Origin of the sequence: Pseudomonas sp. B6002 (assembly GCF_013385985.1) — a bacterium.
Taxonomy (GTDB): domain Bacteria; phylum Pseudomonadota; class Gammaproteobacteria; order Pseudomonadales; family Pseudomonadaceae; genus Aquipseudomonas.
In genome coordinates this window covers 135,791-148,060 of the sequence record NZ_JACAOY010000003.1, presented here as the reverse complement: position 1 = coordinate 148,060, position 12,270 = coordinate 135,791, and the positions used below count along the sequence as shown (strand labels likewise).

Genomic DNA, 12,270 nt, shown 5'->3' with positions numbered 1-12,270 from the left:
AGTGAGGGCACACCGAGCCTGGGCGAGGTGCCGAGTGTTGGGGCAAGAGCCCTTTTGGTTACTTTTGGCTGGGCCGGCATTCCGGGCTCTTTTCCAAAAGTGACCCGCCGTAAGGGCGGAACCCTAAGTAGCCATCACCGAAATAACGGATAAACCCCCTGTCATCCAACCGTCACCGGAACTTCATGGAGATGACACCGAGCCTACATAGCCTGAGTTTGGACAAACAAGTCGACCGGCCGAAAGTGGCTGGCACTCGGAGATTCGCCATGACTCAGATCGCCCGCATCAGCGACACCGGCAATGAACGCCGTCTGCAAGCCGAACGCCTGATTGGCGCACAGGCTTTGCAGGAAGCCCAGGCCTTGCGTTTCAACGTGTTCAGCGGCGAGTTCAACGCCAAGCTGAAAGGTGCGGAACAGGGTCTGGACATGGATGACTATGATGTTCACTGCAGCCACATCGGCGTGCGGGACTTGAACACCGGCCGCTTGGTGGCGACCACCCGTTTGCTCGACCACCAGGCGGCCAGCACCCTGGGTCGTTTCTACAGCGAAGAAGAATTCAGCCTGCATGGCCTGCTGCACCTGCAAGGCCCGATCCTCGAAATCGGCCGTACTTGCGTCGACCCGGCTTACCGCAACGGCGGCACCATCGCGGTGTTGTGGGGCGAGTTGGCCGAGGTGCTGAACCAGGGCGGCTACAGCTACCTGATGGGCTGCGCGAGCATCCCGATGCACGACGGCGGCATCCAGGCCCACGCGATCATGCAGCGCCTGCGCGAACGCTACCTGTGCAACGAACACCTGCGCGCCGAACCGAAGAAGCCACTGCCGGCACTGGACCTGCCGTCCAACGTGATCGCCGAGATGCCGCCCTTGCTCAAGGCCTACATGCGCCTGGGCGCGAAGATCTGCGGCGAGCCGTGCTGGGATGAAGATTTTCAGGTGGCCGACGTGTTCATCCTGCTCAAGCGCGACGAGTTGTGCCCCCGCTATGCCCGTCACTTCAAGGCTGCAATGTGATGAGCCGCCTGCGGGTGTACGGGCGCATTGCCCGCGTGCTGCTGGTGGTGGCGCTGGGCTTGAGCATGGCCAGTGTGTTTGGTGTGTTCGAGCGTTTGGGCATTGCCAACTCGATGGTGCGTCGCCAGCGTTGGTCGCGGTTTTTCATGGCACGGCTGACCAACGCCCTGCCCTTTCGCGTGACGGTGCACGGTGAGTTGCCACAAACCCCGATGCTGTGGGTGAGCAATCACGTGTCCTGGACCGACATCCCGTTGCTGGGGATGGTCACGCCGATGTCGTTCCTGTCCAAGGCCGAAGTGCGCACCTGGCCGGTGGCCGGCTGGTTGGCGGCCAAGGCGGGCAGCTTGTTTATCCGCCGCGGTTCGGGCGACAGCCAGTTGATCCGCAAGCAGATGACCCGCCATCTGGAACAACAGCACCCGCTGCTGATGTTCCCCGAAGGCACGACTACCGACGGACGCAGCCTGCGCACCTTCCACGGGCGTTTGCTGGCCAGTGCCATCGATGCAGACGTGTCGCTGCAACCGGTGGCGATCCGGTATCTGCGTGATGGGCAGGTGGATTCGTTGGCTCCGTTTATTGGCGATGATGATTTGCTGTCGCACTTGATGCGACTGTTTGCCAATGATCAGGGCGATGTGGAAATCCATGTGCTCAAGCCAATTGCCTGTGCCGGGCAGGAGCGTGCAGCGCTGGCGTTCCAGGCGCAGCAGGCGGTGCAGAAGGCGTTGTTTGGGCCGGTGCCTGAAGCAGAGCAGATCGCGGTTCGACCGGCATTCGCGGCTTAAAGCGGGCACGGTTAAACATGTGGGAGCTGGCTTGCCTGCGATGGCGTCTGTGAATTCAACACCGCCATCGCAGGCAAGCCAGCTCCCACATTTAGATCTCGGCGGTCAGTTGATTTTGTGCAAAGGCCTGCAATTCGGGATAGAAGATCCGGAAGTCTTCACTCAGCGGCTCGTAGAGCTCACGCAACTCCTGCATCGCAAACCCCAACTCCCCCGGCTGTGACAGCCGCCGCGAAATCCCGCGCAACACCTGCTCCATCACCGCAAACTCGCGATACGACCCCAGCCAATCATCCGCCGCCATCCACGGTGCAATCTGCGCCAATCGCCCTGGCAATTGCGGCTCGGCCGCGAGCACGCGGTACACCTGCGACGTGAAATGCTCCAGCGGCTGGTCGGCATACAGTGCCCAATCCCGCGCCAGGCAGTGGTCGAAAAACACATCGAGGACGATCCCGGCGTAGCGCTTGCGGGTCAGGGTGAAACGCGACAGCGCCTCCCCTACCAACGGGTGGCTGTCGGTGAAACGGTCGATGCTGCGGTGCAGCGCAATCGACGCTTCGATTTGCGGGCTGAACCGGCCCTGCAGGCGGCCCTTGACGAAGTCGCCATACAAACTCCCCAGCAGTTGCGCAGGAAGTTGGCCGCCCAGGTGCAGATGTGCGAGATAATTCATGGTGCGCAGTCTAACACTGCCATCAACGTATCGTTATAACCCGATATACCGATTTGAGCTGGACTCAGATCAAATTCATATTGGTATATCGGGATATAACGATTTAAAGTTCGCCTCATCGCGATATAACGCTGCACGACACCGAGCACCTGCCATGTCCATCGACCTCGACGAAATAATAAAAGCCCTGGCGCACCCAGTACGGCGAGACATCCTCAACTGGCTGAAAGACCCGAAAGTGCAATTCCCCGAGCAAGTGCACAACCACGAATACGGCATCTGCGCCGGGCAAATCGACCAGCGCTGCGGCTTGTCCCAGTCGACCGTGTCGGCCCACCTGGCCACGTTGCAACGGGCGGGTCTGATCAGCAGCCAGAAGGCCGGACAGTGGAATTTTTTCAAACGCAACGAGGACACCATTCGTGCGTTCCTCGATGCGCTCATCACTGAGCTAACCCCCGACATCAGCGAACCGCTGTAACCAAGGAAACGATAATGCCCCTCTCGCTACTCATACTGGCCCTGAGCGCCTTCGCCATCGGCACCACCGAGTTCGTCATCATGGGCCTGCTGCCCGATGTGGCGACGGACCTGGGCGTCTCGATCCCTGGCGCCGGCTGGCTGGTTACCGGCTACGCCCTGGGCGTGGCCATCGGTGCGCCCTTCATGGCACTGGCCACCGCCAAGCTGCCACGCAAGGCCGCCCTGGTAGCGTTGATGGGGATCTTCATTATCGGCAACCTGCTCTGCGCTCTGGCCAGTGACTACAACGTGCTGATGTTTGCCCGTGTGGTCACCGCGCTGTGCCACGGTGCGTTCTTTGGGATTGGTTCTGTGGTAGCGGCCAACCTGGTGCCGGCCAACAAACGGGCTTCGGCCGTGGCCTTGATGTTCACCGGTTTGACCCTGGCCAACGTGCTGGGCGTGCCTTTGGGTACCGCGCTGGGCCAGGAAGCCGGCTGGCGTTCGACCTTCTGGGCCGTGACCGTGATTGGCGTCGTGGCACTGATCGGCCTTATCCGCTTCCTGCCGGCCAAGCGTGACGAAGAAAAACTCGACATGCGCGCCGAACTCAAAGCCCTCAAGGGCGCCGGTATCTGGTTGTCGCTGACCATGACCGCGCTGTTCTCCGCGTCGATGTTCACCCTCTTCACCTACGTCGCGCCGCTGCTGGGCGATGTGACCGGCGTGTCGCCCAAAGGCGTGACCTGGACCCTGTTGCTGATCGGCCTGGGGCTCACCGTGGGCAACATCATCGGCGGCAAGCTGGCGGACAAACGCCTGGCAGCCACCCTGATCGGCGTGTTCGTCAGCATGGCGGTGGTCTCCACGCTGTTGACCTGGACCAGCGTTGCGGTGATCCCGACTGAAATCACCCTGTTCCTGTGGGCTGCCGCTTCGTTTGCCGCCGTACCGGCGCTGCAAATCAACGTGGTGACCTTCGGCAAGGCGGCACCGAACCTGGTGTCCACCCTGAACATCGGCGCGTTCAACATCGGCAACGCCCTCGGCGCCTGGGTCGGCGGCACGGTGATCGCCCACGGTTTCGGCCTGACCAGCGTGCCCTTGGCCGCTGCAGCCCTGGCGATCCTCGCGCTGCTGGTGACCCTGATTACCTTCCGTCAGAGCGGCGATGCCGACCTGGCACCTGCGACCCACTGATCAATCCACTTAAAGAGAAGGGTGTTATCCCATGACGACGATTTTCGATCCCATCAAACTGGGCGACCTGGAACTGTCGAACCGCATCATCATGGCACCGCTGACCCGCTGCCGCGCCGATGACGGTCGTGTACCCAACGCGCTGATGGCCGAGTACTACGTGCAACGCGCATCTGCTGGCTTGATCCTCAGCGAAGCCACCTCCGTGACGCCGCTGGGCGTGGGCTACCCGGACACCCCGGGTATCTGGTCCAACGACCAGGTGCGTGGCTGGGCCAATGTGACCAAGGCCATCCACGGCGCGGGCGGCAAGATCTTCCTGCAACTGTGGCACGTGGGCCGTATCTCCCATGAGTCGTACCTGAACGGCGAAAGCCCGGTGGCCCCGAGCGCGATCCAGCCCAAAGGCCACGTCAGCCTGGTTCGCCCACTCGCCGACTACCCAACCCCACGCGCCCTGGAAACCGCTGAAATCGCCGACATCGTCGACGCCTACCGCACCGGTGCCGAAAATGCCAAGGCTGCTGGCTTTGACGGCGTGGAAATCCACGGCGCCAACGGCTACCTGCTTGACCAGTTCCTGCAGAGCAGCACCAACAAGCGTACCGACAACTACGGTGGCTCCCTGGAAAACCGTGCGCGCCTGCTGCTGGAAGTGACTGACGCTGCCATTGAAGTCTGGGGCGCAGGCCGTGTGGGTGTGCACCTGGCACCACGCGCCGACTCCCACGACATGGGCGACGACAACCTGGCTGAAACCTTCACTTACGTCGCCAGCGAGCTGGGCAAGCGCGGCATCGCGTTCATCTGCTCCCGTGAAAAAGAAGGCGCCGACAGCCTCGGCCCACAACTGAAAAAAGCCTTCGGCGGCCCGTACATCGCCAACGAACGCTTCACCAAGGACAGCGCCAATGCGTGGCTGGCGTCGGGCAAGGCTGACGCAGTGGCCTTCGGCGTACCGTTCATTGCCAACCCGGACCTGCCGGCTCGCTTGAAGGCCGATGCGCCGTTGAACGAACCGCACCCGGAAACCTTCTACGGCAAAGGCCCGGTCGGCTACATCGACTACCCGACCCTGGCGATCTGATGTAACTCGCTGAAACGAAAAAGCCCCGGTTCGCAGGAACCGGGGCTTTTTCATTGGCGCTGGGAAACATTCCTTCACAGCCTTGCAACAAAATCGCTACAAAATACTTAGGCGGCTACCTATCAACCGCCCGCCAGCCCGTATATAAAGTCACCCCACCTATCAGTCGAAGGGGCGATTGACTGCCTCTGGGCTTTACTGTTGACACAACTGGATGCAATTACGCATTTTGTCTTAATTGCGCAGGCTGGGGCTCAAGCGCAGCATGTCCAACCCTGCATCCACCCAGCGTTCGGCGTCCTGATGCAACTGGAAGCTGTCGGGCACCAGCAGCCACTGGCCGATCAGCCCGTGAATGTAGGCATGGATGCACACCGCACCGCGGGTTGTGTCCAGGTTTTCCGGAAGCTGCCCGCGATGGACCGCGTTGCGCAATGTCAGCCCGATGCGCAGGTTGCACTCAAGACTGTGGGTTTGGCGTTGACGCCGCATGTCACACATTTCATCGGTGAACTCGCACTTATGAAACAGGATTTCGTTGATGCGCCGGGTTTTCGGGTCCAGTGCCACTTGATGATAGAGATGAATGAGCAACTTGCGCATACAGCCCAGCGGGTCGACTTCATCTTCGCTTTCACTCGCCCGGGCCAACTCGTCCAGCGGCTCGTGCAGCGTGTCCAGCAGCGCCTGGAGCAAGTCGGACTTGTTGCTGAAATGCCAGTAGATGGCCCCCCGCGTCACGCCCGCCAGCGCGGCGATGTCTGCCAGCGTAGTCCGCGCAACACCGCGTTGGTAAAAGGCTTGCTCGGCGGCATCGAGAATCTGGCTGCGCGTTTCCTGAGCTTCCTCTTTGGTGCGACGAACCATGGCAGTAAAACCTCTATCAGGACACTGTGGATGGTGCTGGACCATCATCTGAATAATTGTGGGACGACGCCGTCATGGGCGCCGAACGTACTAAAATCGAGGCTTTCGGAGCTGCTTTGTCAACATTTCGCAAAGCCTGTCAAGAGTTTACAAACAACCGTGAACGTAAGTATATTGCGTAGCAAGCTACTTATCTACTCACAGCTTGTTTTTTACCCTTCCACACTTCTTGTGCGCAGTCTGCGCGCCTGACCCGAGGATCTTCATGCAACTTAAGCCAGCTGTTACCGCTCTGGTTACTGCCGTCGCCCTGGCATCGCTGCTCAGCGGATGTAAAAAGGAAGAAGCGGCTCCGCCCGCTCAAACCCCTCAGGTCGGCGTGGTCACCATTCAACCGCAAGCCTTTACCCTGACGTCCGAACTGCCAGGCCGCACCACCGCCTACCGCATTGCGGAAGTTCGCCCACAGGTCAACGGCATCATTCTCAAGCGCCTGTTCAAGGAAGGCGGCGACGTGAAGGAAGGGCAACAGCTCTACCAGATCGACCCGTCGGTGTATGAAGCCACCCTGAAAAGCGCACAAGCCAGCCTGACCCAGACCAAGTCCATCACTGACCGCTACAAGCAGTTGGTCGATGAACAAGCCGTCAGCCGTCAGGAATATGACACAGCCGTCGCCAACCGCATGACCGCAGAAGCAAACGTTCAAACCGCCCAGATCAACGTGCGCTACACCAAAGTGTTCGCGCCGATCTCCGGGCGTATTGGCCGTTCTTCGGTGACCGAAGGCGCACTGGTCAGCAATGGCCAGACCGACGCCATGGCAGTGATCCAGCAATTGGACCCGATCTACGTCGACGTCACGCAGTCCTCGGCCGAGATGCTGAAACTGCGCCGCGACCTGGAAAGCGGCCAACTGCAGAAAGCCGGCGACAATGCCGCCAAGGTCAAGCTGACTCTGGAAGACGGCAGTTCCTACGCCCAGGACGGCAAGCTGGAATTCTCCGAAGTGTCGGTCGACCAGACCACCGGTTCCGTGACCCTGCGCGCCGTGTTCCCCAACCCTGACCACACCCTGCTGCCAGGCATGTTCGTACACGCCCAACTGCAAGCCGGCGTGAACAGCAAGGCCATCCTCGCACCGCAGCAAGGCGTGACCCGCGACCTCAAGGGCATCCCGACTGCGCTGATCGTGAACAAGGACAACAAGGTCGAGCAACGCGTACTGGTTGCCAACCGTACGGCCGGTGCCTACTGGCTGGTGGAAAAAGGCCTGGACGCCGGTGACCGCGTGATCACCGAAGGCTTGCAATTCATCAAGCCGGGCATCGAAGTCAAGGTCAAGGACGCCGATAACGCCAAGCCTGCTGGAACCGCTGCTCCTGCTGCCACTACGGGCAAAGGGGAGTAACCCATGTCTAAATTTTTTATCGACCGTCCCATTTTCGCCTGGGTAATTGCCCTGGTGATCATGCTGGTCGGGGCACTGTCGATCCTGAAGTTGCCCATCAACCAGTACCCGGCCATTGCGCCAACCGCCATCGATATCCAGGTGACCTACCCGGGTGCCTCTGCACAAACCGTGCAGGACACCGTGGTGCAGGTGATCGAGCAACAGCTCAACGGTATCGACAACCTGCGTTACGTCGCCTCGGACAGTAACTCCGACGGCAGCATGACCATCACCGCGACGTTCAACCAGGGTACCAACCCGGACATCGCCCAGGTTCAGGTGCAGAACAAGCTGAACCTGGCGACCCCACTGCTGCCGCAAGAAGTGCAGCAGCAGGGTATCCGCGTGACCAAGTCGGTGAAGAACTTCCTGATGGTGATCGGTCTGGTGTCGGAAGACGGCAGCATGACCAAGGACGACCTGTCCAACTACATCGTGTCCAACATCCAGGACCCGATCTCCCGTACCGCAGGTGTGGGTGACTTCCAGGTGTTCGGTTCGCAGTACGCCATGCGTATCTGGCTCGACCCGGCCAAGCTGAACAACTACCAGCTCACGCCGGTGGATGTCAGCAACGCCATCGCGGCCCAGAACGTTCAGGTGGCCACCGGCCAACTCGGCGGCCTGCCTGCCCTGCCCGGTACCCAGCTGAACGCCACCATCATCGGCAAGACTCGTCTGCAAACCGCTGAAGCGTTCGGCAAGATCCTGATGAAGGTCAATGCCGACGGCTCGCAGGTTCGACTGGGCGACGTTGCCCGTATCGAACTGGGCGGCCAGAACTACAGCATCAGCGCACAGTTCAACGGCAAACCGGCTTCCGGTATGGCGATCAAGCTGGCAGCCGGCGCCAACGCCCTGGACACTGGCAAGGCCATCCGCGCCACCGTGGCGTCCCTGGAACCGTTCTTCCCGCCAGGCATGAAGGCCGTGGTGCCGTACGACACCACGCCTGTGGTGACCGAATCGATCTCCGGTGTGGTTGACACCCTGGTCGAAGCGATCGTGCTGGTGTTCCTGGTGATGTTCCTGTTCCTGCAGAACTTCCGCGCCACCATCATCACCACCATGACCGTACCGGTGGTATTGCTGGGTACGTTCGGGATCCTCGCGGCCTTTGGCTTCACCATCAACACCCTGACCATGTTCGGCATGATCCTGGCCATCGGCTTGCTGGTGGACGACGCCATCGTCGTAGTGGAAAACGTCGAGCGGGTGATGGCCGAGGAGCATTTGTCGCCCAAAGAAGCGACGATCAAATCCATGGGCCAGATCCAGGGCGCCCTGGTGGGTATTGCCCTGGTACTGTCGGCGGTACTGCTGCCGATGGCATTCTTCGGCGGTTCCACAGGTGTGATCTACCGACAGTTCTCCATCACCATTGTGTCGGCGATGGCGTTGTCGGTACTGGTTGCCCTGATCTTCACCCCAGCCTTGTGCGCCACCATGCTCAAGGACATCGACCCTGAAAAACACGGCCAACCCAAGCGCGGTTTCTTTGGCTGGTTCAACCGTACCTTCGACAGCGGCGTGCTGAAATACGAGCGTGGCGTCGGCGGCATGATCAAGCACAAGATCCCGGCGTTCCTGGTGTACGCGTTGATCCTGGCCGGCATGATCTGGATGTTCACCCGTATTCCGAGCGCGTTCCTGCCCGAGGAAGACCAGGGTGTGATCTTTGCCCAGGTGCAGACGCCGGTCGGTTCGTCGGCTGAACGTACGCAAAAAGTCATCGACGACATGCGTGCCTTCCTGCTCAACGACAAGGAAGGCGAGCCTGGCGAAGGCAAGGCCGTAAAGTCGGTGTTCACCGTGAACGGTTTTAACTTCGCCGGCCGTGGCCAGAGCTCGGGCCTTGCGTTCGTGATGCTCAAGCCGTGGGGCGAGCGGGATGCCACGCAATCGGTATTTGAAGTGGCCAAGCGTGCCCAGGGTTACTTCTTCGGGGCCTTCAAGGACGCCATGGTCTTTGCCATCGTGCCGCCTTCGGTGCTGGAACTGGGTAACGCCACGGGTTTCGACGTGTTCCTGCAAGACCAGGGTGGCGTCGGCCACGAGAAGCTGATGGCTGCACGCAACCAGTTCCTCGGTGCCGCAGCGCAAAGCAAGGTCCTGGCGGGCGTGCGCCCCAACGGCGTAAACGATGAGCCGCAATACGAACTCACCGTTGACGACGAAAAAGCCAGTGCCCAGGGCATCAGCCTGTCGGACATCCAGCAGACCCTGGCGATTGCCTTGGGTGGCAGCTACGTCAACGACTTCATCGACCGTGGTCGCGTGAAGAAGGTGTACGTGCAGGGTGACGCCGCCAGCCGGATGTCTCCGGAAGACCTGAACAAATGGTACGTGCGCAGCAACTCCGGGAAGATGGTGCCGCTGTCGGCCATCTCGTCGGGCAAGTGGATCTACGGCTCGCCGAAGCTCTCGCGTTACAACGGTGTAGCGGCGATGGAAATCCTCGGTACGCCAGCACCGGGCTACAGTACCGGTGACGCGATGGCCGAAGTCGAGCGTATTGCCAAGGACTTGCCAGCCGGCGTGGGCTACGCCTGGACCGGCCTGTCGTACGAAGAACGCCTGTCCGGCTCCCAGGCGCCAGCGTTGTACGCCCTGTCGCTGCTGGTGGTGTTCCTGTGCCTTGCGGCCCTGTACGAAAGCTGGTCGATCCCGATCGCGGTGATCCTGGTGGTGCCACTGGGTGTGATCGGTGCATTGATCGCCACCAGCCTGCGCGGCCTGTCCAACGACGTGTTCTTCCAGGTGGGCTTGTTGGTGACGGTGGGCCTGGCGGCGAAAAACGCCATCCTGATCGTCGAGTTCGCCAAGGAGCTGCATGAGCAAGGCAAGGGCATCGTGGAGGCGGCCATCGAGGCCTCCCGCATGCGTCTGCGTCCGATCATCATGACCTCCATGGCGTTCATGCTCGGCGTACTGCCCCTGGCGATTTCCACTGGTGCCGGCTCGGGCAGCCAGCACGCCATCGGTACGGGCGTAATTGGCGGTATGATCACCGCCACCGTGCTGGCGATCTTCTGGGTGCCACTGTTCTATGCAACCGTGTCCTCGGCTGGCGAACGTAAAAAGAAAGACACCACTGAAACTCCTAAAGAGGCTGGCCAATGAGCAAGTCGCTACTCTCCTTAGCCGTCACGGCATTCGTGCTCAGTGGCTGCTCGCTGATACCTGACTATCAGCGCCCTGAGGCGCCGGTGGCCGCCCAGTTCCCGCAGGGGCCGGCGTATTCGTCGGCCCAGGCGCCGAGCCAGGCCGCGGCGGAGCAAGGCTGGAAGCAGTTTTTCCATGATCCTGCCCTGCAACAGTTGATCCAAACTGCACTGGTGAACAACCGCGACCTGCGTGTCGCGGCCCTGAACATCGATGCCTACGCCGCGCAGTACCAGATCCAGCGCGCCGACCTGTTCCCGGCCGTCTCGGCCACGGGCAGCGGCAGCCGTTCGCGTACCCCGGCCAAGCTGTCGCAGACCGGCGAATCGACCATCAGCAGCCAATACTCGGCTGGCCTGGGTATCAGTTCTTATGAGCTGGACCTGTTCGGTCGCGTGCGCAGCCTTAGCGAGGAAGCCCTGCAGAAGTACTTCGCCACTGAAGAAGCACGGCGCAGCACCCAGATCAGCCTGGTGGCCAGCGTAGCCAACGCCTACCTGACTTGGCAGGCCGACAAAGAACTGCTCAAGCTCACCCAGGACACCCTGGGCGCGTTCGAGCAGAGCTACAAGCTGACCTCGCGCAGCAATGAAGTCGGCGTGGCCTCGGCCCTCGACCTCAGCCAGGCGCGCACCTCGGTGGAAAACGCCCGTGTGCAACTGGCGCGTTATACGCGCCAGGTGGCCCAGGACGAAAACAGCCTGACCCTGCTGCTGGGCACCGGCTTGCCGGCCAACATCACCAGCAAGCCGCTGGCGGATGACCTGCTCAGCGAAGTGCCCGCCGGGTTGCCTTCGGACCTGCTGCAACGTCGTCCCGACATCGTGCAGGCCGAGTACAACCTCAAGGCCGCCAACGCCAACATCGGCGCAGCCCGTGCAGCGTTCTTCCCGAGCATCAGCCTGACGGCCAGCGCCGGCACCGCCAGCCCGACCCTGGGCGGCCTGTTCAAGGGCGGCTCGGGCACCTGGTCGTTCGCCCCGCAGATCAACATCCCGATCTTCAACGCCGGTAGCCTGCGCGCAAGCCTGGACTACTCGAAGATCCAGAAAGAGATCAACGTGGCCAACTACGAGAAGGCCATCCAGACCGGCTTCCAGGAAGTCTCCGACGGCCTCGCCGCGCGTGAGACCTACAAGCAGCAGCTGGATGCCCAACGTGGCTTCGTCGCGGCCAACCAGGATTACTACCGCCTGGCCGAGCGTCGCTACCGCATTGGTGTCGACAGCAACCTGACGTTCCTCGACGCCCAGCGCCAACTGTTCAGTGCCCAGCAATCGCTGATCACCGACCGCCTGGCGCAGCTCACCAGCGAGGTCAACCTGTACAAGGCCCTCGGCGGTGGCTGGAACGAGCAGACGGCCAAGAACGAGCCGCTGAAAGAAGAAGCGCCGCCGTTGAAGTTGTTCTGATAGCAGCGCTTTACACCAAACCGCTTCCCTCACCGGAAGCGGTTTTTTTATGCCCGCCGCTCTCTGTAGGAGCTGGCTTGCCAGCGATGGTGATCTGTCAGCAACTACATTTTTAGCTGACACACCGCTATC

Annotated in this window: 10 protein-coding genes; 8 read left to right on the top strand and 2 right to left on the bottom strand. The window is 61.1% G+C overall.

The features are described 5' to 3' along the window. Positions 1-269 precede the first annotated feature (269 nt). Positions 270-1,025, top strand: coding sequence for an L-ornithine N(alpha)-acyltransferase (gene olsB / locus HX792_RS03515; RefSeq protein ID WP_176994786.1), 756 nt, complete (start codon positions 270-272; stop codon positions 1,023-1,025). Then, the gene (locus HX792_RS03510) at positions 1,025-1,816 is read left to right on the top strand and encodes a 1-acyl-sn-glycerol-3-phosphate acyltransferase (protein WP_176994785.1); all 792 of its coding nucleotides are present in this window, start codon (positions 1,025-1,027) and stop codon (positions 1,814-1,816) included. The genes olsB and HX792_RS03510 overlap by 1 nt, the downstream gene beginning before the upstream one ends. Before the next feature lie 91 nt (positions 1,817-1,907). Here HX792_RS03510 and HX792_RS03505 read toward each other — a convergent pair whose 3' ends face one another. Next, positions 1,908-2,492, bottom strand: a complete 585-nt coding sequence (locus HX792_RS03505) for an ACP phosphodiesterase (protein ID WP_176994784.1) — start codon at positions 2,490-2,492, stop codon at positions 1,908-1,910. 154 nt (positions 2,493-2,646) lie between these two features. On the opposite strand from HX792_RS03505, the gene HX792_RS03500 reads away from it, so the two are divergent. The 3 genes from HX792_RS03500 to HX792_RS03490 are packed head-to-tail and all read left to right on the top strand — an operon-like array spanning position 2,647 to position 5,241. After that, positions 2,647-2,973 carry a helix-turn-helix transcriptional regulator gene (locus tag HX792_RS03500; protein WP_176994783.1) on the top strand — a complete coding sequence of 109 codons (327 nt, stop codon included), beginning with the start codon at positions 2,647-2,649 and terminating at the stop codon, positions 2,971-2,973. Positions 2,974-2,987: 14 nt separating this feature from the next. Next, positions 2,988-4,154, top strand: a complete 1,167-nt coding sequence (locus tag HX792_RS03495) for an MFS transporter (protein WP_176994782.1) — start codon at positions 2,988-2,990, stop codon at positions 4,152-4,154. Between the two features lie 31 nt (positions 4,155-4,185). Further along, positions 4,186-5,241, top strand: a complete 1,056-nt coding sequence (locus HX792_RS03490; RefSeq protein ID WP_176994781.1) for an alkene reductase — start codon at positions 4,186-4,188, stop codon at positions 5,239-5,241. Positions 5,242-5,475: 234 nt separating this feature from the next. Here the strand turns inward: HX792_RS03490 and HX792_RS03485 are convergent, their stop codons facing one another. Beyond that, positions 5,476-6,108 carry a TetR family transcriptional regulator gene (locus HX792_RS03485; protein WP_056857447.1) on the bottom strand — a complete coding sequence of 211 codons (633 nt, stop codon included), beginning with the start codon at positions 6,106-6,108 and terminating at the stop codon, positions 5,476-5,478. A 265-nt stretch (positions 6,109-6,373) separates the two neighbouring features. On the opposite strand from HX792_RS03485, the gene HX792_RS03480 reads away from it, so the two are divergent. From HX792_RS03480 to adeC, 3 genes are read left to right on the top strand one after another with little or no spacing between them, the layout of a single operon-like run. Further along, complete coding sequence (locus tag HX792_RS03480; protein ID WP_176994780.1) at positions 6,374-7,519, top strand: efflux RND transporter periplasmic adaptor subunit; 1,146 nt, start codon at positions 6,374-6,376, stop codon at positions 7,517-7,519. Between the two features lie 3 nt (positions 7,520-7,522). Beyond that, positions 7,523-10,684, top strand: coding sequence for an efflux RND transporter permease subunit (locus HX792_RS03475; protein ID WP_176994779.1), 3,162 nt, complete (start codon positions 7,523-7,525; stop codon positions 10,682-10,684). Next, positions 10,681-12,138, top strand: a complete 1,458-nt coding sequence (adeC, locus tag HX792_RS03470; protein WP_176994778.1) for an AdeC/AdeK/OprM family multidrug efflux complex outer membrane factor — start codon at positions 10,681-10,683, stop codon at positions 12,136-12,138. The genes HX792_RS03475 and adeC overlap by 4 nt, the downstream gene beginning before the upstream one ends. Positions 12,139-12,270: the final 132 nt, after the last annotated feature.

Excerpts from the sequence above, each read along its gene's own strand:
- HX792_RS03495 (WP_176994782.1), top strand. The coding sequence starts at position 2,988 with ATGCCCCTCTCGCTACTCATACTGGCCCTGAGCGCCTTCGCCATCGGC.
- HX792_RS03500 (WP_176994783.1), top strand. The coding sequence starts at position 2,647 with ATGTCCATCGACCTCGACGAAATAATAAAAGCCCTGGCGCACCCAGTA.
- HX792_RS03485 (WP_056857447.1), bottom strand. The coding sequence starts at position 6,108 with ATGGTTCGTCGCACCAAAGAGGAAGCTCAGGAAACGCGCAGCCAGATT.
- HX792_RS03480 (WP_176994780.1), top strand. The coding sequence starts at position 6,374 with ATGCAACTTAAGCCAGCTGTTACCGCTCTGGTTACTGCCGTCGCCCTG.
- adeC (WP_176994778.1), top strand. The coding sequence starts at position 10,681 with ATGAGCAAGTCGCTACTCTCCTTAGCCGTCACGGCATTCGTGCTCAGT.
- HX792_RS03510 (WP_176994785.1), top strand. The coding sequence starts at position 1,025 with ATGAGCCGCCTGCGGGTGTACGGGCGCATTGCCCGCGTGCTGCTGGTG.
- HX792_RS03490 (WP_176994781.1), top strand. The coding sequence starts at position 4,186 with ATGACGACGATTTTCGATCCCATCAAACTGGGCGACCTGGAACTGTCG.
- olsB (WP_176994786.1), top strand. The coding sequence starts at position 270 with ATGACTCAGATCGCCCGCATCAGCGACACCGGCAATGAACGCCGTCTG.
- HX792_RS03505 (WP_176994784.1), bottom strand. The coding sequence starts at position 2,492 with ATGAATTATCTCGCACATCTGCACCTGGGCGGCCAACTTCCTGCGCAA.
- HX792_RS03475 (WP_176994779.1), top strand. The coding sequence starts at position 7,523 with ATGTCTAAATTTTTTATCGACCGTCCCATTTTCGCCTGGGTAATTGCC.